Here is a 23,767-nt window from a genome sequence, read left to right on the forward strand (position 1 = left end):
GATCTATGAATAAAAAAGTAACACTCGCTCAATTGCAAGAAGTGGTACAGGAGGCATACGATCAGGTAAAGACGAATACGGGAGGCAAGAATGCCGACTATATCCCTTACTTGGCCAATGTCAACAAAGATCTCTTTGGAATCAGTGTCTGCCTGCTCAACGGGCAGACCATCCATGTGGGGGATACCGACTACCGCTTCGGAATAGAATCCGTATCCAAAGTACATACGGCTATCCTGGCTCTGCGTCAATATGGCGCCAAGGAAATATTGGACAAGATCGGAGCTGACGCGACAGGCTTGCCTTTCAACTCTATCATCGCCATCTTGCTGGAAAACGACCACCCGTCTACTCCATTGGTAAACGCCGGCGCCATCTCCGCTTGCAGTATGGTGAAACCAATAGGCGACTCTGCCAAGAAATGGGACGCCATCGTAGGAAACATAACCGACTTGTGCGGCAGTGCTCCTCAACTGATAGACGAATTGTATAAGTCCGAATCGGATACTAACTTCAACAACCGCTCCATTGCCTGGCTGCTGAAGAACTACAACCGTATCTATGATGATCCGGATATGTCTCTAGACCTTTATACGCGTCAATGTTCATTGGGAGTGACCGCATTGCAGCTTTCCATCGCTGCCGGAACAATCGCCAACGGCGGTGTGAATCCGGTGACCAAGAAAGAAGTGTTCGACGCCAGCTTGTCTCCTAAAATCACAGCCATGATTGCCGCGGTAGGTTTCTACGAACATACCGGCGACTGGATGTATACTTCCGGTATTCCTGCCAAGACAGGTGTAGGAGGTGGTGTGATGGGTGTGTTGCCCGGACAGTTCGGTATCGCAGCATTCGCTCCTCCTTTGGATGGATCGGGTAACTCTGTAAAAGCACAGTTGGCTATCCAGTACATCATGAACAAGCTAGGACTGAATGTATTCGGTCAGAATCATATCACGATCGTCGATTAAAAGACTTTCCCGATAAAAAGTGAAGGGTTACTATTGCGCGATAGTAACCTTTTTCTATTACAATCTATTTATTTTACGATGTTAATTAACGAACTTTGAAAGAGATTGCGGGAACATCTTGTACAAAATGTTGTTATAACACTGACTTTAAAATATTTTTCACTTAAAACCTTAACTTATGGCAAATATTAAAAATGCAGTGAAGCTGGGTGTGTTTACCCTCGCTATCATGAACGTTACGGCAGTAGTATCATTGCGTGGACTACCGGCCGAGGCCGTATACGGAATGAGTTCGGCCTTTTATTATCTTTTTGCAGCTATTGTCTTTCTTATTCCTACATCGCTCGTCGCAGCAGAATTGGCGGCCATGTTCCAGGATAAACAAGGCGGTGTGTTCCGGTGGGTAGGCGAAGCCTACGGCAAGAAACTGGGATTCCTCGCCATTTGGGTACAATGGATTGAAAGTACAATCTGGTATCCCACAGTACTAACATTCGGTGCCGTATCCATCGCCTTCATCGGAATGAATGACGTACATGATATGTCACTGGCAAACAACAAGTATTACACGCTTGTCGTCGTACTTATCATCTATTGGCTGGCAACATTCATTTCCTTGAAAGGTATGAGCTGGGTTGGTAAAGTGGCTAAAATCGGCGGTTTGGTCGGTACGATTATTCCGGCCGGATTGTTGATCATCCTAGGTATCATTTATCTCGCAACAGGCGGACACTCTAACATGAATTTCGACAGCAGCTTCTTCCCCGACTTTACCAATTTCGACAATGTCGTTCTAGCCGCCAGTATCTTCTTGTTCTATGCCGGTATGGAAATGGGCGGTATCCACGTGAAAGATGTAGATAATCCATCCAAGAACTACCCGAAAGCAGTATTTATCGGTGCGCTTATCACCGTTCTTATCTTTGTGCTGGGTACTTTCGCACTTGGTGTCATCATCCCCGCAAATGATATTAACCTGACTCAGAGCTTACTTGTCGGTTTTGACAACTACTTCAAGTATATCCATGCTTCCTGGTTATCACCGATCATTGCCATCGCCCTTGCCTTCGGTGTATTGGCAGGTGTATTGACATGGGTTGCCGGTCCGTCAAAAGGTATCTTTGCCGTAGGTAAAGCCGGTTATATGCCTCCGTTCTTCCAGAAAACAAATAAACTGGGTGTACAGAAAAACATTCTGTTCGTACAGGGTATAGCAGTAACTGTATTAAGTCTGTTGTTTGTGGTAATGCCTTCTGTACAGAGTTTCTACCAGATCCTGTCTCAGCTGACAGTGATTCTTTATCTTATCATGTACCTGCTGATGTTCTCCGGAGCAATCGCACTTCGTTATAAGATGAAAAAACTGAACCGCCCGTTCCGTATCGGTAAGAGTGGCAACGGTTTGATGTGGTTCGTCGGCGGACTCGGTTTCTGCGGATCATTGCTTGCCTTTATCCTTAGCTTTATCCCGCCCAGCCAGATTTCTACAGGTAGCAACACGGTATGGTTCTCCGTACTGATTATCGGTGCTATCATTGTCGTTGTTGCTCCATTCATCATCTATGCAGCAAAGAAACCGTCTTGGGTAGACCCGAATTCCAATTTCGAACCGTTCCATTGGGAAGTACAACCTCAAACTGCGAATGTAGCTGTCGGTAGTGCCAATACGACAAGTTCCAATGCGACAAGTTCTGGTGCAACAACTTCCAATGCAACAGCTTCTGGTGCAACAGCTTCCGGTGCTACTCCGTCAGGAAGTTCTAAGGTTTCAAGCGGAAGTGCAACCCCTAATAATACATCTCCGGAAACCGGAAACACCAAAAAGGAGATACCTAAGTCCTAAAAGGTAAAGGTATATCTCTGTATATAAAAAGTAATCCCGTATCGGCTATTCAGGTAGTTGATACGGGATATATATTATCTAAAAAATACAACTATTATTCTCCATATCAGAAATTGGCGAAAATTTCTTCCAAAGTTATTGCGGTATTAAAAAATATACTTATCTTTGCACCCGCAAACAAGAAAGGTGTCATAGCTCAGTTGGTAGAGCAAAGGACTGAAAATCCTTGTGTCCCCGGTTCGATTCCTGGTGACACCACTTCTTAAGCAATCGGAATGTAGCGCAGTTGGTAGCGCACTACGTTCGGGACGTAGGGGTCGGGCGTTCGAGTCGCCTCATTCCGACAATCAAAAGGGTAGCTTTCTGTTTTTCAGTAAGTTACCTTTTGTGTTTTAAGACACCAACCTATTATATCATGAAAAACAGATCTTTTATCTTTACAGCAGTAGCAGCTTCTCTTTTGTGCGTCAGTTGTACAAAGCCCCAAACCACTCTTTCAGAGAACGAACGACCGTTCAATCCACCTATTATGGGATGGAGTTCGTGGAACGCCTTTCTGGTAGACATCAGCGAAGACATTATTAAACATCAGGCCGACCTCATGGTGGAGAAAGGATTGAAAGACGCAGGCTATCAGTACATCAATGTAGATGACGGATACTTCGGCAAAAGGGATGAAAACGGAGTCATGCAAGCAAACGAGAAACGTTTCCCTAATGGCATGAAACCTGTGGCAGACCATATACACAGTTTGGGAATGAAGGCGGGACTCTATACGGATGCAGGGACTAGAACGTGCGGCTCTCTCTGGAACAAGGACTCTATAGGAATAGGAGCTGGTATCTACGGCCACGAACCGCAAGACGCCCAATTATACTTCGGCGACTGGGGCTTCGATTTCATCAAAATAGATTATTGCGGTGGAGAAGCGCTAGGACTGGATGAGAAAGAACGATATACCTCTATCCGCAACAGCATAGACAAAGTGAATAAAAATGTTTCCATAAACATCTGCCGATGGGCTTACCCCGGCACTTGGGCCAAAGACGCGGCAACTTCCTGGCGTATCAGCGGCGATATCAATGCACATTGGAATTCATTAAAATATGTAGTCGGGAAGAACCTCTACCTGTCTGCCTATGCCGGAAACGGACATTATAACGACATGGATATGATGGTGATCGGATTCCGTAACAATAGCAGAGTAGGCGGCAACGGTCTTACTCCGACCGAAGAGGAAGCCCATTTCGGCCTATGGTGTATCATGAGCTCTCCGTTACTCATCGGATGCGACTTGGAAAAAATGCCGGATTCTTCGCTCGAATTACTGAAAAATAAGGAATTAATCGCACTCAACCAAGATCCTTTGGGATTACAGGCATACGTAGCACAACATAAAAACGAAGGATACGTATTGGTGAAAGATATCGAGCAGAAACGTGGCAATGTGCGTGCCGTAGCATTGTACAACCCATCCGACACCGTATGTAGATTCTCCGTCCCATTCTCTTCTTTGGAATTCGGTGGAAATGTGAAAGTGCGTGATTTAGTAAGACACAGTGATTTAGGCAGTTTTTCCGGTATTTTTGAGCAAACGCTCCCTGCCCACAGTGCCATGTTCCTCCGCATGGAAGGTGAGGCACGCCTGGAACCGACTTTGTATGAAGCGGAATGGGCTTACCTGCCTCTTTTCAATGACTTAGGCAAAAACGCCAAAGGTATCCAGTATGCTTATGACAAAGAAGCCTCCGGCAAAATGAAAGTTGGATTTCTTGGTGGAAAACCGGAGAACTATGCCGAATGGCGCGAAGTATATAGTGAAAACGGCGGACGTTATAATATGACCATCCACTATTCACACGGACAAGGACGGCAGATAGAGGTAGATGTCAACGGTATCATCACAAAAATCAGCTCTTTGGGAGAGGACGATAATCACAGCCAAATCTCAATTCCGGTAGAACTGAAAGCCGGTTACAATACCATTCGGATCGGCAACAGCTACGATTGGGCACCGGACATAGACTGTTTCACATTGACAAAGACATTATAAATTGCAATAGCAATAAATAGAAAAAGTGCAAAAAGGAGGAGCTAAGATCACTCTCCACTCCTCCCGTCACGACAAACAACTAAAATTATTCACTATTTGATGCCATCCAATGCTCTTTTAGCAGTAGCATTAGCGGGGTCTATAGCCAGAATTTTACTCCAGTAGTCCCTAGACGTCTCCTTGTTCGCTTTCGCTTCGGTCTTCAATGCCGGATTCTCGATAGCCAACAAATAATAATAGCCCAGATAACTGTAGCACTCAACCAAGGCAGCATTGTAACGAGGATCATTTTTACTTTCCAATAAAGTAGCCACTTCCTCATAGAAAGGTTTAGCCAATCCTAAAGTAGTCTCGGGGTCAAGTGCGGAATTGGCACGCGCCCTCCAGAAATTACCCAGATAGCTATCCGGTGCTGCCACTGCGATAGCTTGGAAAACAGAATCGGCAGACGCCAAAGCCTGTTTACGCTCTTCGACAGTGATTGTCAATGAATCAGATTGCGTACCCGCTCCATAATAAAGTCTGCCAAACTGGAACTGTAAGTCCGGAGTTTGCTTTGCCTTATCAAGAGATGAATAATATTTCCGGTAAGCACTGATCGCCTTTTTATAATCATTCTTCCGCTCGTAAGCAGCAGAGATGTTTTTGTATAAGTTCGTATTGGAGGGATCCAATTGAACCGCCTTTTCATATTGTATCACAGCTTCATCATATTTTTTCAAATCTTCCAGCAGATGTCCGTAATACATATAGTCCAAATAAGAATAATCGGCTTTATCGGTTTCATTAAAGAAAATATCCGCAGCTTTCATCGCTTCGTCAAAACGCTTCAAGTCAGTATAATTATACATTGCCAGGCGGTTGAACGCAGCATGGCGGGGATTCTTTTGCAGTCCCATGTTGGCTACTTCAAGCGACTTCTCGAAATCATGGTTCAAGAATAAAGCAAACGCATACTTCACTAAATCCTCCTCAGTAGCTGCCGGTCCCATAGCAAAACGCGAATAAGCATCCGCAGCTTTGCTGAAATCATTCTTCAAATAATAAATCTCGGCCAGCTTCTTGTCTACACCGGTGTTAGACGGTTGCAAAGCTTTCAGTTGATTCAGCTTTTCGATAGCAAGACTCGAATTTGCCATCTTATAGATATCCGCAAATTTCAGATAAGCCGCCGCACAGCGCGGATTAAAGTAAATGGCTTCCTCATATTTTTGAGAAGCAAGACCGGCATTCTTCTGTTTGAGGGCAATATCTCCCTCCAATACGGCCGCATCAGCCGATTTGCCGTTCGCTTTTTTGGCAAGAGCCGCATATTGCTGAGCTTCCGGTATTTTGCCGGCTTCCAGATAAGCCTCACCGATAGCCACCAACAGCTCTATATTCTTTTTATTCTTGCCTTTTATCATTTGTTCAGCCTCTTCGGCCGCTTGTGCCGGATTCGCCTGAATAGTTTCTTTCAATTTTGCAACACCCGCTTTCCATTCGGAGGCAGGAGTTTGTGCATAGAGCGACCCAACTGCTATAAACGCTCCAGCTAAAAACATTTGTACTCGTTTCATGATAGTCTCTAATTTTAGTTATTATTCGTCATTCACATGGACTACACGTATCGGCTGAGTAGCCGGGACAAGTCCGGATTTTAATATGATGCGCTGCCCCTTGTCGGAGGTCATAAAAGAAGTGAATCCCCAAGGCAGCCCGTTGCGAGGATCATTCAGAATTGCATAAATCGGCCGTGCCAATGGATAATTGCCATAATACAAATAAGCCTGATAAGGTTTATAGCTGTTTCCGGGAGTCGCCACATCTTCGGCACTCACCGCCATCACCCTAATTTCCTCCCTGAAAGAGAGATTGGTAGTATCACTGCGGTTTCCCAGCCAGTTCACACCTATCACACCTATCGCATCAGGATTCTGCGCTACATAATTTATCACCTGCTGATTTGTCCTCAAAGCACTCACATTTCCTTCCGCCAACGGTTTTCCGTTGCAGATCGAATCCATCGCAAAGCGTACTGTACTGGAGTTCTTATTGTCGAACACCACCCGAATACCTTTCAGACGGGAACCCGGATTTACCTGTTTCCAATCTTTCACTTCTCCCGTCAAGATACGGCGGAAATCGCGCACACTCAACAATGAATCCGGATTCTCACGGTTCACAATCAGTGCCAGTCCATCCGTAGCTAGCTTAATCTCACGAGGATAAAACTTACGGCTGTGAAACGAATTCATTTCTTCCTCAGTCAGTGTCCGGGTTGCGATTGCCAACCGGACACTGTCTTTCAGAAGTAAATTAATCGCCTCTACTTCAGTAGTGTAGCGAGGAACAATTCCGGCCAGAGGATACAAACTCTCAAACACATCGATTTCTTCCTGCACAATGGGTTCGAAACTTTCATCCGCCGCAATAGCTATCACCCCAGACGAATACGTATCCGTCGGTCCGTCTTTCGATTTAGAACGGCAAGCACTTAATGCCGCCAGCAAAACGATTCCTATCAGCCAAAATTGTCTTTTCATCATCTTTTTATTGTAATCTGAACATTACCGGAACTGTAAACTTCACACGCACCGCCTTACCGTTCTGCTTGCCCGGAATCCACTTCGGCATACTCTTTACCACACGTACGGCTTCCTTATCCAGATAAGGGTCTACACCACGTGCCACACGCACATCCGAAATAGTACCGTCGCGCTCTACGACAAACTGAATGATAACACGTCCTTGTGTTCCGTTCTCCTGCGCGATGGTAGGATATTTGATGTTTTTTCCCAGATAAGCCATCAATTCCTGCATTCCGCCCGGGAAGGCAGGCATCTGTTCTACCATATCGAACACTTTTTCCGGTTCCGGCTCAGCCTGTGTTACTACCTGCTTCAAGTCGGCGATATCCGCACCATTCTCTTCATCATTACCTTTCACATCGGCAATGGAGATCGCTACTTTAGTAGAAGTCAACTCTTCCTGACTCTTGATCTCATTATCCTCGTGCACCTCTTCATCCTTCTTGATGACGGGAGCCGTAAACTTAATAGAACTCTTCAATGCAGGGGGTGGAGGAGCTACGGGTTCTACCCGCTTCATCTCTTCCTGCTTGATTTCCGGTTCTTCCAATTTCGACAGAGTAGTAACCTCCGTCATCACTTCCTTTTGTTTCGGAGTTGCCAACTTGAGCAACGTAGGAATCGTAAACCCGATCAATGCGATGACCAATACGGCAAACATTGCCAGATTATGCCGTTTTGTCGAATTGGCACGCATCTTATAGGCACCATACGCCTGATTCTTGCCTTCAAAAATCAGTTGACACCATTCCGAAGAAGTCAAATCTATTTTTGCCATTTTACTTTTCTGTTTTAGGTGTTACATCATTTATCGGCCAGATTCTGTGACAAGGCACCCTTCTCATCGAAATTCTTCATCAAGAATTCGTCTGCTTCGGCAATGTCCGTAATCACATACTTACCTATATTACATATCTGCATCTCGTCCAGCGCGTCAATCAGATTCTTATAAGAAGCATCATCCGTCGCCTTGATAATCACGGTCGGCGTATCTTTTCCGCTCTTAATTTCGGAAACCTGTTTCCGGTATTCCTCTTCTGAAATCTTAAGGTCCAGCTTCTGCTGCTTCAAAGCCCTCACTTTGTTCACGGCAGCCGCATTCTTCTGAAGAAGTATGGAACGTATTCCATCCGGAGTGTAACTCGTCTCTTTCAGCGAAGTGTAATCCTTATAGTTCGGTTCACCCTCGTAGTAATAGAGCTTATTGTCCGCTCCCAGCAGCAATGTGATTGCCTGCGAAGCCTTCACCATACTCTTCTGTTGTTCTGTTATATTTTTATCGTTACTCGGCATGCTTATCTCCATCGTCTGAGGCTTGCTCAGGGTGGTACAAAGCATAAAGAAAGTAATCAGCAACATATTCATATCCACCATCGGAGTGAAATCCACCCGCACGGCAAACTTTTTCTGTTTGCTCTTTCCATTTTTTCCGCCGCTCTCTTGTACTTCAGCACTCATACTGTTTTCCTCCTTTCTATTCTTCAGATTCCCCTTTGAGAGAAGTAATCAGGTTGTACCGGTTCTCTCTCAAATCCTGAAGTGAGTTCATAACGTTCTTTATCACCGAGTATGGAGTAGATGCATCCGCCTTGATAGCGATTCGCAAATCAGTGTTGGCTGCACGCGCATTGCGTACCCATGCCTTAAACTGGTTGTCGGTACTATCACATGGAATTCCTTCGTTTCTAAGAATCTTATCCCGTTGTTCTTCAGGAAGATCGAGGAATTTTTGCATACTTCTGATAGGCACTCCGAAAGTAGAAGCTAACGTAAACCGCTTCTGCTGTTCCGGAGTAAACTTAATGCCATACTCTTCGCCCATGCTCTCCAAAACAGCCTGCATATCCTGCTGTTTGTCGAGGCTCATAAATATCTTTCCGCTAGGATCTACCAGAATCTGGAGCACGTTTGTCTCCGGAATCTTGATTTCCGATACGGAAGCCGGAGTGTTTACTTGCACCGGTTCTTTCTTCACGAATGTTGAAGTCAACATAAAGAAGGTAAGAAGCAATACAGTAACGTCACTCATAGCGGTCATATCTATGAACGTACTTTTCTTTTTAATTTGCGCTCTACCCATGACTTATAGATTTTAAAGGGTCCGCAGAATTAGTGAGTAGCGGCAAAAGTTTGCACGATAGAGAATCCGACTTCGTCGAGACCGTAAGTCAGTTTATCAATTTTGTTAGTGTAATAGTTGTAGGAAATAACAGCCAATGCACCGGTCAAGATACCGAAAGCAGTGTTAATCAAGGCTTCGGAAATACCTTGTGACAGAGCCATAGAGTCAGCACCACCACCTGCAGACAAAGCGGCAAACGAACGGATCATACCGATTACAGTACCGAGCAATCCCATCAATGTACCCAATGTAGTGATTGTGGCAATAATCGGAAGATTCTGTTGCATCATAGGCATTTCCAATGCAGTAGCCTCTTCCAGCTCTTTCTGGATTGCCAACAATTTTTGCTCCTTAGACAAAGCAGTATTCTTCTCCATTTCGTCATATTTACGAAGAGTAGAAGTAACCACATTAGCTACCGAACCTTTCTGATTATCACAGATTTCCTGCGCTTTCTTAATATCCCCCTCAGCCAATGCAGCTTTGATATTAGCAACGAATTTAGCTAAAGAACCTTTTCCGAAAGCAGAGCGGAGAGCAAAATAGCGTTCGATACTCAATGCGAGTACAGTCAACAGCAATGTCTGAATGACAGGCACGATAATACCACCTTTGTAAATGGTACCCAAAAAGTTTCCTGGCAACGGGTGATTGTTCGGATCATTGTTCATAAAGTTTGACGGATTTCCCAATAGGAAATGATAAATACATACTGCCAGAATAAAACAGCAAATAATAACGATACCGGCATTCTTTATACCTACGACATGAGTTTTTTTAGTAGTTTCCATAATAAGTTTTTTGTTAAGATATTAATTTTAGTTATTTAGAAAAAATTGTCAACAGAATTAGACACACTGCGCTATAGACCCGGTAACTTTTTAGATACAAAAAGCCACACAGTCCATACAGGGTATGAAAAGTAAATTACTAATTGAAGTGAAGGGAATAAATACTAAATAAGGATACGTCTCAGAGCGAATACATAATAGTCGCTGCAGATAATGGAATAATGAGGATCCTTATCCGAGTAATAGGATTTACTTTGATCTAATACCAGTGAGTTTTCTCTCAACAAGAAAAACTTATTAATAATGTCTTTCAAAGAGTCATTAATTTCAATGATTCTACGCAGACGATAATTAGAATTCGTTTCGGAAACAGGCTTAAAGCCCAATTCTACATCAGAAATGGATAAAGACTGTGTGCTATCATAATCTACATGATGACCACCTACAGAAGAACGATGATTCGTATTGTCTGAAGATGATTCAGAGAACTGACAAGTCGATTCACAACTAGATATGCAAGTAGAGAAATCCATAGCATTTCCACTTATGCTAAAAGATAGCATCAGCAGAACACAAGCCAATATGAATCTCGGAGAACTTTTCATTATATCTTAGTTGTTATTTATTAGTCTTACCTAATCCGGTCGCAAATATAGCCATTAAATTGATTAAGTTTATCATCATTCACATCATTTAAACTATAAATCTTAATCATACTATTAGAACAAGCCAGAAAGGATTTTGTTTCCAAAGAAAGTCATTTAATGTCTTAAAAAAGATTTATAACAATCATTTTCAGAAGCGACAGAAAACAGAAAGCCCCTTGACTCATTGCTGAATCAAGGGGCTTCTTCAAAAACGGCGGCTACCTACTCTCCCACTGTTACGCAGTACCATCGGCGTGACGAGGCTTAACTTCTCTGTTCGGAATGGGAAGAGGTGGAACCCTCGTGCTATAACCACCTGAATAAGGTTATGACATGATGAAAAGTAAAATCTCAGTGTATTACCCGTTTCCGGGGGTAATCCGCTAAACGTATATATCGCGATCCGTACAAGTCCGAAAGAAAGTGGACGGGCAATTAGTAATGCTCGGCTATGATGTTACCACCTGTACACCTGCATCCTATCAACGTCATCGTCTTTGACGACCCTAAGAAATCTAATCTTGTGGCTGGCTTCGTACTTAGATGCTTTCAGCACTTATCCAATCCCGACTTAGATACCCAGCAATGCACCTGGCGGCACAACTGGTAAACCAGAGGTCAGTCCAACACGGTCCTCTCGTACTAGTGTCAGAGCCACGCAAATTTCATACGCCCACGATAGATAGAGACCGAACTGTCTCACGACGTTCTGAACCCAGCTCGCGTGCCACTTTAATGGGCGAACAGCCCAACCCTTGGGACCTTCTCCAGCCCCAGGATGTGACGAGCCGACATCGAGGTGCCAAACCCCTCCGTCGATATGAGCTCTTGGGAGGGATCAGCCTGTTATCCCCGGAGTACCTTTTATCCTTTGAGCGATGTCCCTTCCATGCGGAAACACCGGATCACTATGCTCTAGTTTCCTACCTGATCGACTTGTATGTCTCCCAGTCAAGCGCCCTTATGCCATTACACTCTGCGGACGGTTACCAATCGTCCTGAGGGCACCTTTAGAAGCCTCCGTTACTGTTTTGGAGGCGACCACCCCAGTCAAACTACCCACCAAACAGTGTCCTCCAATCCTGGAGTTAGAACTCAAATAATCAAAGGGCCGTATTTCAACAGCGACTCCACAAATACTGGCGTACCTGCTTCAAAGTCTCCGGCCTATCCTACACATCAATTACCCAAATTCAATGTTAAGCTATAGTAAAGGTTCACGGGGTCTTTTCGTCCCATCGCGGGTAATCGGCATCTTCACCGATACTACAATTTCACTGAGCTCACGGTTGAGACAGTGTCCAGATCATTACACCATTCGTGCAGGTCGGAACTTACCCGACAAGGAATTTCGCTACCTTAGGACCGTTATAGTTACGGCCGCCGTTTACTGGGGCTTCAATTCAATGCTTCTCTTGCGATGACATCTCCTCTTAACCTTCCAGCACCGGGCAGGTGTCAGGCTGTATACGTGATCTTTCAATTTGGCACAGCCCTGTGTTTTTGTTAAACAGTTGCCTGGACCTATTCTCTGCGCCCAACTCTCGTTGGGACCCTTTATCCCGAAGTTACAGGGTCAATTTGCCTAGTTCCTTAACCGTGAATCACTCAAGCGCCTTAGTATATTCAACCCGACTACGTGTGTCCGTTTGCGGTACGGGTACCTTAAGGATTAAGTTTAGCGGATTTTCTCGGGAGTATGCTTACACGCACTATTACCTTGTTCCGAAGAACGCGGTATACTATCAGGTTCGACTCTCTTTGTGGATTTGCCTGCAAAGATCAATATCTACACCCTTCAACGGACTATTCCGTCAGTCCGCGGCGCTGTCACTCCTCCGTCTCCACGTCACTCCTTAAGGTAGTACAGGAATATTAACCTGTTCTGCCATCGGCCTCACCGTTCGGCTGAGCCTTAGGACCCGACTAACCCTGATCCGATTAGCGTTGATCAGGAAACCTTAGTCTTTCGGCGAGGGGGTTTCCCACCCCCTTTATCGTTACTTATACCTACATTTGCTTTTCCACACGCTCCAGCAAGGCTCACGCCTCACCTTCGACGCGGAGTGGAATGCTCCCCTACCGATGTTTACACATCCCATAGCTTCGGTAAGATACTTAATGCCCGATTATTATCCACGCCAAACTCCTCGACTAGTGAGCTGTTACGCACTCTTTAAATGAATGGCTGCTTCCAAGCCAACATCCTAGCTGTCTTAGCAATCTGACTTCGTTAGTTCAACTTAGTATCTATTTGGGGACCTTAGCTGATGGTCCGGATTCTTCTCCTTTAGGACATGGACCTTAGCACCCATGCCCTCACTCCTGTGATAGGACTAATGCGCATTCGGAGTTTATCAAGACTTGATAGGCGGTGAAGCCCTCGCATCTTATCAGTCGCTCTACCTCACATTAGTAACTCACAAGGCTGCACCTAAATGCATTTCGGGGAGTACGAGCTATCTCCAAGTTTGATTAGCCTTTCACCCCCACCCTCAGTTCATCCGGAAGCTTTTCAACGCTTATCGGTTCGGTCCTCCAGTTAGTGTTACCTAACCTTCAACCTGACCAAGGGTAGATCACTTGGTTTCGCGTCTACTCCTTCCGACTAATCGCCCTGTTCAGACTCGCTTTCGCTTCGGCTACACATTTTGAAATGCTTAACCTTGCCGGAAAAAGTAACTCGTAGGTTCATTATGCAAAAGGCACGCCGTCACTGCTTGCGCAGCTCCGACCGCTTGTAGGCGCATGGTTTCAGGGACTATTTCACTCTTCTGTTCGAAGTGCTTTTCACCTTTCCTTCACAGTACTGGTTCGCTATCGGTCTCTCGGGAGTATTTAGCCTTACCGGATGGTCCCGGCAGATTCACGCAAGATTCCTCGTGTCCCGCGCTACTCAGGATACCACTACGCTTCGTTTCACTTCGTATACCGGACTATCACCGTCTATGGTCTCACTTTCCAGAGAGTTCTACTCATGAAATGTCTTGCGACATCGTGGTCCTACAACCCCATTGTTGCCGTAACAACAATGGTTTGGGCTGATCCCCGTTCGCTCGCCACTACTTGGGGAATCATTATTATTTTCTTTTCCTACAGGTACTAAGATGTTTCAGTTCCCTGTGTTAGCCTCCATCTAGGATGGATGACATTCCTTCAGAATGTCGGGTTGTCCCATTCGGAAATCTTCGGATCAAGGGTTATTTGCACCTACCCGAAGCTTATCGCAGCTTATCACGTCCTTCATCGCCTCCGAGAGCCAAGGCATCCGCCATGCGCCCTTGCTTACTTTCTTTCAAACTGACTTCCCGGCATATTGAACTATTGCTAGTCTATATACCGCGAACGTACGGTTCGATATATACTTTTAGCTCTTACTAAAATTTTACTTTTTGTATCATCATGTCAAAGATCGTTTCTCTTTTTCAGAGATCGTGGAGAATAACGGATTCGAACCGTTGACCCTCTGCGTGCAAGGCAGATGCTCTAGCCAGCTGAGCTAATCCCCCAAGAGGTTATCAAGAATTACTGTCGTTCTTGAGCTTGGTAGTCCCAGGCAGAGTTGAACTGCCGACCTCTACATTATCAGTGTAGCGCTCTAACCAACTGAGCTATAGGACTAGTTCAACCTTGTCTACCTGTATATGTTAGACTCGGCTTCTTTTTTCTCTTGTTTATCTCTATCTATAATGCTATAGATGGTTGATCTATATCTATAAATAAACAAGTACCAGTAGTACAAAAACAGAACCTTTAAAGTCATCATTTTTTTTCAGTGAGAAAGCAAGTCCAGATAATGGGAGTAAACTCTCAACTCTCAACTCTCAACTCTCAACTTATTACGGCATCGCTCCAGAAAGGAGGTGTTCCAGCCGCACCTTCCGGTACGGCTACCTTGTTACGACTTAGCCCCAATTACCAGTTTTACCCTAGGACGCTCCTCGCGGTTACGTACTTCAGGTACCCCCGGCTTTCATGGCTTGACGGGCGGTGTGTACAAGGCCCGGGAACGTATTCACCGCGCCATGGCTGATGCGCGATTACTAGCGAATCCAGCTTCACGAAGTCGGGTTGCAGACTTCGATCCGAACTGAGAGAGGTTTTTGGGATTGGCATCACGTCGCCGTGTACTGCCTTCTGTACCCCCCATTGTAACACGTGTGTAGCCCCGGACGTAAGGGCCGTGCTGATTTGACGTCATCCCCACCTTCCTCACATCTTACGACGGCAGTCTCTCCAGAGTCCTCAGCATGACCTGTTAGTAACTGAAGATAAGGGTTGCGCTCGTTATGGCACTTAAGCCGACACCTCACGGCACGAGCTGACGACAACCATGCAGCACCTTCACATTTGTCTTACGACTAACCAATTTCTTGATCATTCAAATGCAATTTAAGCCCGGGTAAGGTTCCTCGCGTATCATCGAATTAAACCACATGTTCCTCCGCTTGTGCGGGCCCCCGTCAATTCCTTTGAGTTTCACCGTTGCCGGCGTACTCCCCAGGTGGAATACTTAACGCTTTCGCTTGGCCGCTTACTGTATATCGCAAACAGCGAGTATTCATCGTTTACTGTGTGGACTACCAGGGTATCTAATCCTGTTTGATACCCACACTTTCGAGCATCAGTGTCAGTTGCAGTCCAGTGAGCTGCCTTCGCAATCGGAGTTCTTCGTGATATCTAAGCATTTCACCGCTACACCACGAATTCCGCCCACCTCTACTGTACTCAAGACAGCCAGTATCAACTGCAATTTTACGGTTGAGCCGCAAACTTTCACAACTGACTTAACTGTCCACCTACGCTCCCTTTAAACCCAATAAATCCGGATAACGCTCGGATCCTCCGTATTACCGCGGCTGCTGGCACGGAGTTAGCCGATCCTTATTCATACGGTACATACAAAAATCCACACGTGGACCACTTTATTCCCGTATAAAAGAAGTTTACAACCCATAGGGCAGTCATCCTTCACGCTACTTGGCTGGTTCAGACTCTCGTCCATTGACCAATATTCCTCACTGCTGCCTCCCGTAGGAGTTTGGACCGTGTCTCAGTTCCAATGTGGGGGACCTTCCTCTCAGAACCCCTATCCATCGCGGTCTTGGTGGGCCGTTACCCCGCCAACAAACTAATGGAACGCATCCCCATCGATAACCGAAATTCTTTAATAGGATTATCATGCGATAATCATATGCCATCCGGTATTAATCTTTCTTTCGAAAGGCTATCCCCGAGTTATCGGCAGGTTGGATACGTGTTACTCACCCGTGCGCCGGTCGCCATCTTCAGTTTGCAAGCAAACTGAAATGCTGCCCCTCGACTTGCATGTGTTAAGCCTGTAGCTAGCGTTCATCCTGAGCCAGGATCAAACTCTTCATTGTAAAAGTATTGTTCATCTATCCCTAAGGATAGCGTTTTGCTCTGTTCAGGATGCCGTACAATTTATTGACTCTATTTTCTATACCTATATTTATATAAGCATTGACGATTCTATTTTAACTTGTACTACTTGTATTGTTTATCAATATTTCAAAGAACTTGCGCTTCGTTTTCAAAAGCGGGTGCAAAGGTAAGGGGTTTTATTTTAACCGCCAAACTTTTCGGAAGTTTTTTTTCGTTTTTCTTTTTCGGTTCGTTTCTCAGGCTCTCTTGGCGAAAGGGAAAGAAGGGACGAAAACGAAAAACGGAAAAACCGCGTTTCTTTGCGAATCGGACTGCAAAGATAAGAACTTTATTTATTATAATCCAAACTTTTCCGGATCTTTTTTGTTCTTATAGTTAAGCGGTCCTACGCTTTGTCATCATGTCAATTCCGCAAGGCTCTCCTCTCCTGGAAAGCGGGTGCAAAAGTACTCGCTTTTCGGATACGCTCCAAATATATTCCACTGTTTTTTTGAAGTTTTTTGAAAGATATATGCTAACTAGCTGAATCATAACGATGTTGCAGAACATATTTTTTCAACAGCGGGAGAAAAGGACAAAGGAAGCGAGGGAAAGGATACATTATTATACTCATGCGTGCGTATGTGTGCGCGCAAAGAGAAAAGAGAGAAAGAGAAGTGAGAAGAAAGAGAGCACCAACGAATAAACATCGGACACTCTCTTTCTGAGGAGGGCTAAAGGCAGGAGACCTTCAGACTTTCAACGCCTCTCAAATCAACTGATTAGGAACAAAAAACGAAATAAAGGTTAGGGTGAGCCAAACAAACGGCGTTAAAAGCACTTCTCCTCCAGAATAGACAGATTCTCTATCTAAACATAATTTCTCCAGAACAGGCCATCCCCTCTACGCAAGACCGGTATCTTACCAGCATCTTACCGGTATCTTATCCGTATAAAGCAAAAACAAATCGGATTTTCATCTTACAGTTCCTCAGAGATCCGCAAACTTACCAACTCAAGCCATTTAGCCAGACTAAGGTCAATACCGCTTTTCTGCAGAAAACGCAGGGAGGAGCGGAAATGCCTGATTGTCTTTTCTGGGTTTTCACCCATGATATAGGAAAGTTCGCCCCAAGCATAGTACAAACGGGAAATCTGGAGAACATCAACAAGAGTGAAGGATTCATCATCGGAAAAATCTATCAGACGACGAAGGATGTCGTGGGCACAGCACAGTTCGGATTCACTCAGATCACCGAGAGGCTTTTTCATTATGGGATGCTGCATCAGGCGGACAATATCGACTTTAAAATCTGCATTCATCACGTATTGTTTTGTACGCATCAGTTCCCGATGGTGCGAGGGTTCATTAAAAAAGAGAGCGCAGGAACTATCTGCTTATGCCATATATAGGTATCCGCTAAGACCCCCAGTGAACATAAGTGATAGTTCCACGCTCAATTGGACATATAACAAGGTTATATATACAATGTTGCGTGAGACCTGTCACTCATTGCCATTCACTGGTAAAAAATTAGCGGATTTTCATATATGAATGCAACAAATAACCGTTCTCGATAAAAAACAAAACAAAGCTCCTTTCAACGCACGAAAGTATGCTACGACAAAAGTAGCTATAAATTTCTATTAAACAAGTAATACAGAGAAAAAAATAATCCGCCCGGAAAACTTATACACAGATATTTTTCACACTTTCCTCTATCACCTATCACCGGCAATCATGAACACCCCTGTTCATCGGGGTTTAAGGCATGGTGATAGGTTATCCGCAACCTATCACCGCACCTGTCACCTATCACCCGCCTATCACCGAATGACAGATGATGGGTTAAAAAACATAAACAATAGATATTCAGCATATTAACATCCTAAATACAGGATAGGAATAACCAATATATAGGATATTAATAACTCACATATGGGATATTAACAACCTACATACAGGGTGTTAATACTCAATACATAGGCTATTAATGACTGAGAAGACAGGTAGTAATGACTGAAAAGCAAGTATCAAGAGCCGAAAGAGAGCGGTAGAACAGACAGTTTCAAGTAACAGAAAATGTTGTTTCACCACAGGAAACTAGAAGTTCAAGCAAATGAAACTAAAGGTTCAAGCAGGGGAAACTAAAGTTTCAGGCAGGGGAAACAAAAGTTTCAAGCGGGTGAAACTAAAGTTTCATACGCAGGAAACACTTGGCGAAAAGCAGGATGGCAAGGAAAAGTGTGTAAGGATAGTAAAGCAAGGCATAAGGATGAGCGAGGGAAAGGTGTAGGATACACCGCATCTGCAACCATCCTACACCACTATCCTACACACCATTAATATACTAGTATTCAACAACATAAGGTATGATTGGTGTAGGATGGCAGATGATTTATCTATTCAAACTCACAGAGAATAGAATACAAGGACATTTATCGAGGGATATTCTGAAAAATAACTGGCGAGAACCAATTGCCAGTTATAAATGCGATACGCTAAACGAGAATTTGTGCATTGAGTAAAAATTTAGTTTAGCGTAGAACATTAGAATTCCCACAAAAACACTCTTTCTGTTAAAACCGGCAGACCTCTAAAACAAAAATAAGTTCAGGCTGTTACATAGTCAGCTTAAACATATTAACCTAAACATTAAATTATGGCTAGAGAAAGTGTAAAAATCCTACAAGGGAAATTAGATGTGGAAAGTTTGATTTCACAGTTGAACGCAGCATTGGCTGAAGAATGGTTGGCATACTACCAATATTGGGTAGGTGCATTAGTAGTAGAAGGAGCTATGCGTGCCGATGTGCAGAGCGAGTTTGAAGAACATGCTGAAGAAGAGCGTCGACACGCACAATTGCTTGCCAACCGCATCATCGAACTAGAAGGTGTTCCGGTGCTCGATCCTAAGAAATGGTTTGAACTGGCGAGATGCAAATATGATGCTCCACAAGAGTTTGATTCCATTAGTTTACTAAAAGACAACGTTGCTTCCGAACGCTGTGCAATCCTTCGTTATCAGGAGATTGCCGACTTTACCAATGGGAAAGATTTCACTACCTGCGACATCGCAAAACATATTCTTGCCGAAGAGGAGGAACATGAACAAGATTTACAAGATTATCTGACTGACATCGCCAGAATGAAGAAATCATTTCTTGATAAATAAATTCTAAAATAATAATGATTAGGTAAGAGAGGGCGTATCCTACACGGGGTAATCCCTCTTTTATGCATATTAGTACGATAAAAACAAAACTATTTTAGCGTAAATCAAGAAGAAATCTTTCTTTTTTCGTATTTTTGTCCCAATATGCACGTTTCATCCAAGTAGATAACGAACATTAGGGAAAAGAATGAAAGTAATTGATTTAATACATAACAACAAAAAAACGGCTTTTTCTTTCGAAATCCTGCCGCCACTGAAAGGAACCGGAATAGAAAAGCTATATCAGACAGTCGATACACTTCGGGAATTCGATCCGAAGTATATTAATATCACGACCCATCGCAGCGAATACGTTTACAAAGATCTCGGCAACGGGCTATTCCAACGAAACCGCTTGAGAAGACGTCCGGGCACTGTTGCTGTGGCTGCCGCCATCCAAAATAAATATAATATCACAGTCGTTCCGCATATCCTATGCAGTGGCTTCACACGCGAAGAGACGGAATATGTACTGCTCGACCTGCAATTTTTGAACATCACTGATTTGTTAGTGCTACGTGGGGACAAGGCAAAACACGAATCTGTTTTCACCCCCGAAGGCGACGGATATCATCACGCAATCGAGTTGCAGGAACAAATCAACAATTTCAATAAGGGTATCTTTGTGGACGGTTCGGAAATGAAAGTGACCAACAGCCCCTTTTCTTATGGTGTGGCATGCTACCCGGAGAAACATGAAGAGGCTCCCAATATTGAATCCGACCTTTATTGGCTAAAGAAAAAAGTGGAAGCAGGCGCAGAATATGCCGTAACACAATTATTCTACGATAACAAAAAATATTTTGAGTTTGTAGAACAAGCCAAAGCGGCAGGTATCAATGTTCCAATCATTCCGGGAATCAAGCCGTTCAAGAAACTGTCCCAACTGAGCATGATTCCCAAGACATTCAAGGTGGATTTGCCGGAAGAACTCGTGAAAGAGGCTTTGAAATGCAAAACGGATGCGGAAGCCGAACAAGTGGGTATCGAATGGTGTGTAGCCCAATGCAAGGAATTGATGTCTCACGGAGTACCAAGCATCCATTTCTACTCTATCGGAGCGGTGGACAGTATCAAGGAAGTAGCCAAAATCATTTATTGATATGTTTTTCAGAGACGTAATCGGACAGGAAGAAGTCAAGCAACGGCTCATTCAGGAGGTGAATGAAGGACGCATCCCGCACGCCCAGCTCATTTGCGGTCCGGAAGGGGTGGGAAAAATACCATTGACCATTGCATACGCACGCTATATCAGTTGCTCCAACCGAAGTGAAACGGATGCCTGCGGTGTATGTCCGTCCTGCGTGAAGTTTAACAAGCTGGTACATCCGGATGTGCATTTTGTATTTCCGATCGTGAACAAGGCGAAAAGTCCCAAAGTATCGGTCTGTGCCGATTTTCTTCCGCAATGGAGAGAACAACTGCTCACCTCCCCTTACTTCAACTTGAATCATTGGTTGAACAATATTGGAGCGGAGAATAAGCAAGCGCAGATATTCGCCAACGAGAGTGATGAAATTCTGAAAAAACTCAGTCTGAAATCCAGTGAGGGAGGATTCAAGATTACAATCGTGTGGCTACCGGAAAAATTGCATCCGGTGTGTGCCAACAAACTGTTGAAACTGCTTGAAGAGCCGCCCGAAAGAACTATTTTCCTGCTGGTATCGGAAATGCCGGACATGATTCTGCCCACCATCCAAAGCCGCACGCAACGCATGAACGTGCGGAAAATTGACGAGGCAAGCATCGACCGGGTGCTACAAACGAAGTACAGCATTCAACCTGCCGACAGCCTTTCCATCGCCCATCTGGCAAATGGAAATTTTATCAAGGCACTCGAAACGATTCATCTGAACGAAGAGAATCAACTGTTCTTCGATTTATTCGTCAGCCTGATGCGGTTGTCCTATCAACGGAAAATCAGGGAAATGAAGATGTGGAGCGAACAGGTGGCAGGCATGGGACGCGAACGCCAAAAGAATTTTCTGGAATATTGCCAACGCATGATTCGGGAAAACTTCATCTTTAACCTGCACCAACGTGATCTTACATATATGACGATCAGTGAACAGAACTTTGCAACCCGCTTCGCCCCGTTTGTCAACGAACGTAACGTAATGGGAATCATGGACGAGCTAAGCGAAGCGCAAATACATATTGAACAGAATGTAAACGCTAAAATGGTATTCTTCGACTTCTCACTGAAGATGATTGTACTGTTGAAGCAATAATTAATAAATAAACACTATGGAATATAAACTTCATAATGGGAGCGGCGGTCTTTGCTGCAAAGGATGCTCCCGACAAGATAAACAACTGAACACCTACGATTGGCTGGCGGATATACCGGGCAATGCGGAAGAGAGTGACATGGTTGAGGTACAATTTAAGAACACCCGGAAGGGATATTATCGCAACAGTAACAAAATCAAACTTGAAAAGGGCGATGTTGTGGCTGTTGAAGCTGCTCCGGGACATGATATAGGTGTGGTGACGCTGACCGGCAGACTGGTTCCCCTGCAAATGAAGAAAGCGAACTTCAAGGCGGACACGGAAATCAAACGCATCTACCGGAAAGCCAAACCGGTGGATATGGAAAAGTTCAACGAGGCGAAAAGCAAGGAACATGGCACTATGATCCGTGCACGCCAGATTGCGTTAAGTCTCAATCTGAACATGAAAATCGGAGATGTAGAGTACCAGGGGGATGGCAATAAGGCTATCTTCTATTACATTGCCGATGAGCGCGTGGACTTCCGCCAATTGATCAAGGTATTGGCTGAAGCATTCCGCGTACGTATCGAGATGAAACAGATCGGCGCCCGTCAGGAAGCGGGACGTATCGGAGGCATCGGGCCTTGCGGACGTGAGCTTTGCTGTGCGACGTGGATGACCAGCTTTGTTTCCGTATCTACGAGTGCCGCACGTTATCAGGATATTTCCCTGAATCCGCAAAAGCTTGCCGGACAATGCGCCAAGCTGAAATGTTGCCTGAACTATGAAGTAGATTGCTACGTGGAAGCTCAAAAACGTCTTCCGTCCAAAGAGATAGAACTGGAAACGAAGGATGGTACTTTCTATTTCTTCAAAGCGGATATCTTAAGCAATCAGATCTCTTATTCCACAGACAAGAATTTCCCGGCAAATCTGGTTACCATCAGCGGGAAGCGTGCTTTTGAAGTGATTTCGATGAATAGAAAAGGTATGAAACCGGACAGTCTGTTCGAAGAAGAAAGAAAGCCGGAACTGAAGAAACCGATTGATTTGCTGGAGCAGGAAAGCGTTACCCGCTTTGACCGTAACCGCAATAAAGAGGGTGGCAATAATGCGAACCGGAATAATAAGAAGAAGAAAAAAGGAGCTAATAACGACAACCGCCCTCAATCGGCTGAAAACGCTAACAGGGGAGAAAGAGAGAACCGACCGAGAAATAATAATAATCGGAACAGAGGACAGAATCAGGGACGGAATAATGAAAACAGACGACCGGAAAGAGGGATGAATCAAGAAAGACCACAAGCTCAAGAAAGGCCGGAAAAGCCAGAAAGACCAGTCAAAGAGCCGAATAAAGAGAAACCGAAACCGCAAACCAATAATGAAAAGCCTGTTCAGGAATAGTTTATTTTGCCTTTTCACTGCTTGCCTAACGGCGGCATGCAACGAGAATACCGTGTATCACTCTTATCAATCCCTTCCCGACAACGGGTGGGGAAAGAGTGATACACTCTCCTTTTTTGTTCCTATCACAGACAGCCTCCCTCCGACTTTGAGACTATTTGCGGAAGTTCGTAACCGTACGGATTATCCTTATCAGGACCTTCATTTATTTATCAGTCAGAATCTACAGGATTCCACTGTGTGGCGCACCGATACCATCGCTATTCACCTAACCGACTCTACAGGAAGATGGTTCGGCAAAGGCTGGGGCAGTGTCTATCAGTCGGAGACTTTCATACGCTCGGTTCGCCCGCTACATCCAGGAAACTACACTTTTAAGGTAGTATCCGGTATGAAAGACGACATATTGCAGGGGATAAATGATGTGGGGATACGAATATCACGGTAAGCAGAAAATAAAACTTAAATATTTATCAAAAAGAATAACGGTATCTACAACCGATTACCGCTTAACCTTTGCACATTCAACAACGGCTGGCTATTTTTGCATCC

The 23,767-nt window shown here is 44.5% G+C and carries 17 protein-coding genes, 4 tRNA genes and 3 rRNA genes; 11 read left to right on the plus strand and 13 right to left on the minus strand.

Annotation, left to right across the window (positions count from 1 at the left end; all coding sequences use genetic code 11):
- Window positions 1–5 precede the first annotated feature (5 nt).
- From glsA to GD630_RS01245, 5 genes are all read left to right on the plus strand, one after another.
- The gene (gene glsA / locus GD630_RS01225; RefSeq protein ID WP_007767643.1) at window positions 6–971 is read left to right on the plus strand and encodes a glutaminase A; all 966 of its coding nucleotides are present in this window, start codon (window positions 6–8) and stop codon (window positions 969–971) included.
- Between the two features lie 178 nt (window positions 972–1,149).
- Entirely contained in the window at window positions 1,150–2,814 is a 1,665-nt protein-coding gene (gene gadC / locus GD630_RS01230) for a putative glutamine/gamma-aminobutyrate antiporter GadC (protein ID WP_143865336.1), read from the plus strand.
- Window positions 2,815–2,999: 185 nt separating this feature from the next.
- Window positions 3,000–3,072: transfer RNA gene (locus GD630_RS01235), tRNA-Phe, on the plus strand.
- 13 nt (window positions 3,073–3,085) lie between these two features.
- A tRNA-Pro gene (locus tag GD630_RS01240) sits at window positions 3,086–3,158 on the plus strand.
- Between the two features lie 71 nt (window positions 3,159–3,229).
- Window positions 3,230–4,867 carry an alpha-galactosidase D gene (locus GD630_RS01245; protein WP_143865338.1) on the plus strand — a complete coding sequence of 546 codons (1,638 nt, stop codon included), beginning with the start codon at window positions 3,230–3,232 and terminating at the stop codon, window positions 4,865–4,867.
- A gap of 92 nt (window positions 4,868–4,959) precedes the next feature.
- Here the strand turns inward: GD630_RS01245 and GD630_RS01250 are convergent, their stop codons facing one another.
- The 13 genes from GD630_RS01250 to GD630_RS01310 all read right to left on the minus strand — a co-directional run bounded on the left by GD630_RS01250 (window position 4,960) and on the right by GD630_RS01310 (window position 17,705).
- Entirely contained in the window at window positions 4,960–6,426 is a 1,467-nt protein-coding gene (locus tag GD630_RS01250; RefSeq protein WP_182505680.1) for a tetratricopeptide repeat protein, read from the minus strand.
- A 21-nt stretch (window positions 6,427–6,447) separates the two neighbouring features.
- Window positions 6,448–7,395 carry a PstS family phosphate ABC transporter substrate-binding protein gene (locus GD630_RS01255; protein ID WP_143865340.1) on the minus strand — a complete coding sequence of 316 codons (948 nt, stop codon included), beginning with the start codon at window positions 7,393–7,395 and terminating at the stop codon, window positions 6,448–6,450.
- Between the two features lie 4 nt (window positions 7,396–7,399).
- Window positions 7,400–8,215 carry an energy transducer TonB gene (locus GD630_RS01260; RefSeq protein ID WP_007767748.1) on the minus strand — a complete coding sequence of 272 codons (816 nt, stop codon included), beginning with the start codon at window positions 8,213–8,215 and terminating at the stop codon, window positions 7,400–7,402.
- A gap of 26 nt (window positions 8,216–8,241) precedes the next feature.
- A complete protein-coding gene (locus GD630_RS01265; protein WP_143865342.1) occupies window positions 8,242–8,895 on the minus strand; it encodes an ExbD/TolR family protein in 654 nt (217 codons plus the stop codon).
- A 16-nt stretch (window positions 8,896–8,911) separates the two neighbouring features.
- The gene (locus GD630_RS01270; protein ID WP_143865344.1) at window positions 8,912–9,517 is read right to left on the minus strand and encodes an ExbD/TolR family protein; all 606 of its coding nucleotides are present in this window, start codon (window positions 9,515–9,517) and stop codon (window positions 8,912–8,914) included.
- Between the two features lie 29 nt (window positions 9,518–9,546).
- A complete protein-coding gene (locus GD630_RS01275; RefSeq protein WP_143865346.1) occupies window positions 9,547–10,350 on the minus strand; it encodes a MotA/TolQ/ExbB proton channel family protein in 804 nt (267 codons plus the stop codon).
- Window positions 10,351–10,514: 164 nt separating this feature from the next.
- Window positions 10,515–10,955, minus strand: coding sequence for a hypothetical protein (locus GD630_RS01280; RefSeq protein ID WP_143865348.1), 441 nt, complete (start codon window positions 10,953–10,955; stop codon window positions 10,515–10,517).
- 251 nt (window positions 10,956–11,206) lie between these two features.
- Window positions 11,207–11,317: ribosomal RNA gene (gene rrf, locus GD630_RS01285) — 5S ribosomal RNA — on the minus strand.
- Between the two features lie 95 nt (window positions 11,318–11,412).
- Window positions 11,413–14,292 (minus strand): 23S ribosomal RNA (locus GD630_RS01290).
- Between the two features lie 140 nt (window positions 14,293–14,432).
- A tRNA-Ala gene (locus tag GD630_RS01295) sits at window positions 14,433–14,506 on the minus strand.
- Window positions 14,507–14,541: 35 nt separating this feature from the next.
- Window positions 14,542–14,618, minus strand: a tRNA-Ile gene (locus tag GD630_RS01300).
- 235 nt (window positions 14,619–14,853) lie between these two features.
- Window positions 14,854–16,381 (minus strand): 16S ribosomal RNA (locus GD630_RS01305).
- The 16S, 23S and 5S rRNA genes sit together here with 2 tRNA genes alongside, the layout of an rRNA operon.
- Before the next feature lie 982 nt (window positions 16,382–17,363).
- The gene (locus tag GD630_RS01310; RefSeq protein WP_152276079.1) at window positions 17,364–17,705 is read right to left on the minus strand and encodes a hypothetical protein; all 342 of its coding nucleotides are present in this window, start codon (window positions 17,703–17,705) and stop codon (window positions 17,364–17,366) included.
- Window positions 17,706–18,502: 797 nt separating this feature from the next.
- Here GD630_RS01310 and GD630_RS01315 point away from each other — a divergent pair.
- The 6 genes from GD630_RS01315 to gldH all read left to right on the plus strand — a co-directional run bounded on the left by GD630_RS01315 (window position 18,503) and on the right by gldH (window position 23,663).
- Window positions 18,503–18,679, plus strand: a complete 177-nt coding sequence (locus GD630_RS01315; protein ID WP_182505681.1) for a hypothetical protein — start codon at window positions 18,503–18,505, stop codon at window positions 18,677–18,679.
- Window positions 18,680–19,045: 366 nt separating this feature from the next.
- Window positions 19,046–19,558: a ferritin-like domain-containing protein gene (locus tag GD630_RS01320; protein ID WP_007764121.1), complete on the plus strand. Its 513-nt coding sequence runs from the start codon at window positions 19,046–19,048 to the stop codon at window positions 19,556–19,558.
- Window positions 19,559–19,745: 187 nt separating this feature from the next.
- Complete coding sequence (gene metF / locus GD630_RS01325) at window positions 19,746–20,699, plus strand: methylenetetrahydrofolate reductase [NAD(P)H] (RefSeq protein ID WP_007764101.1); 954 nt, start codon at window positions 19,746–19,748, stop codon at window positions 20,697–20,699.
- 1 nt (window position 20,700) lies between these two features.
- Complete coding sequence (locus tag GD630_RS01330) at window positions 20,701–21,828, plus strand: DNA polymerase III subunit (RefSeq protein WP_143867558.1); 1,128 nt, start codon at window positions 20,701–20,703, stop codon at window positions 21,826–21,828.
- Window positions 21,829–21,844: 16 nt separating this feature from the next.
- Entirely contained in the window at window positions 21,845–23,215 is a 1,371-nt protein-coding gene (locus GD630_RS01335; RefSeq protein WP_007755872.1) for a PSP1 domain-containing protein, read from the plus strand.
- On the plus strand, window positions 23,193–23,663 hold the full coding sequence (gene gldH, locus GD630_RS01340; RefSeq protein ID WP_007755869.1) for a gliding motility lipoprotein GldH: 471 nt from the start codon (window positions 23,193–23,195) through the stop codon (window positions 23,661–23,663). The genes GD630_RS01335 and gldH overlap by 23 nt, the downstream gene beginning before the upstream one ends.
- The last annotated feature ends 104 nt before the right edge of the window (window positions 23,664–23,767 follow it).

Origin of the sequence: Bacteroides zhangwenhongii (assembly GCF_009193325.2) — a bacterium.
In the GTDB taxonomy this organism is placed as follows: Bacteria; Bacteroidota; Bacteroidia; order Bacteroidales; family Bacteroidaceae; genus Bacteroides; species Bacteroides zhangwenhongii.

Excerpts from the sequence above, each read along its gene's own strand:
- GD630_RS01320 (WP_007764121.1), top strand. The coding sequence starts at position 19,046 with ATGGCTAGAGAAAGTGTAAAAATCCTACAAGGGAAATTAGATGTGGAA.
- GD630_RS01265 (WP_143865342.1), bottom strand. The coding sequence starts at position 8,895 with ATGAGTGCTGAAGTACAAGAGAGCGGCGGAAAAAATGGAAAGAGCAAA.
- GD630_RS01315 (WP_182505681.1), top strand. The coding sequence starts at position 18,503 with ATGAAACTAAAGGTTCAAGCAGGGGAAACTAAAGTTTCAGGCAGGGGA.
- GD630_RS01255 (WP_143865340.1), bottom strand. The coding sequence starts at position 7,395 with ATGATGAAAAGACAATTTTGGCTGATAGGAATCGTTTTGCTGGCGGCA.
- GD630_RS01330 (WP_143867558.1), top strand. The coding sequence starts at position 20,701 with ATGTTTTTCAGAGACGTAATCGGACAGGAAGAAGTCAAGCAACGGCTC.
- glsA (WP_007767643.1), top strand. The coding sequence starts at position 6 with ATGAATAAAAAAGTAACACTCGCTCAATTGCAAGAAGTGGTACAGGAG.
- GD630_RS01250 (WP_182505680.1), bottom strand. The coding sequence starts at position 6,426 with ATGAAACGAGTACAAATGTTTTTAGCTGGAGCGTTTATAGCAGTTGGG.
- GD630_RS01280 (WP_143865348.1), bottom strand. The coding sequence starts at position 10,955 with ATGAAAAGTTCTCCGAGATTCATATTGGCTTGTGTTCTGCTGATGCTA.
- GD630_RS01275 (WP_143865346.1), bottom strand. The coding sequence starts at position 10,350 with ATGGAAACTACTAAAAAAACTCATGTCGTAGGTATAAAGAATGCCGGT.
- GD630_RS01270 (WP_143865344.1), bottom strand. The coding sequence starts at position 9,517 with ATGGGTAGAGCGCAAATTAAAAAGAAAAGTACGTTCATAGATATGACC.
- GD630_RS01310 (WP_152276079.1), bottom strand. The coding sequence starts at position 17,705 with ATGAATGCAGATTTTAAAGTCGATATTGTCCGCCTGATGCAGCATCCC.
- gldH (WP_007755869.1), top strand. The coding sequence starts at position 23,193 with ATGAAAAGCCTGTTCAGGAATAGTTTATTTTGCCTTTTCACTGCTTGC.
- GD630_RS01245 (WP_143865338.1), top strand. The coding sequence starts at position 3,230 with ATGAAAAACAGATCTTTTATCTTTACAGCAGTAGCAGCTTCTCTTTTG.
- GD630_RS01335 (WP_007755872.1), top strand. The coding sequence starts at position 21,845 with ATGGAATATAAACTTCATAATGGGAGCGGCGGTCTTTGCTGCAAAGGA.
- metF (WP_007764101.1), top strand. The coding sequence starts at position 19,746 with ATGAAAGTAATTGATTTAATACATAACAACAAAAAAACGGCTTTTTCT.
- GD630_RS01260 (WP_007767748.1), bottom strand. The coding sequence starts at position 8,215 with ATGGCAAAAATAGATTTGACTTCTTCGGAATGGTGTCAACTGATTTTT.
- gadC (WP_143865336.1), top strand. The coding sequence starts at position 1,150 with ATGGCAAATATTAAAAATGCAGTGAAGCTGGGTGTGTTTACCCTCGCT.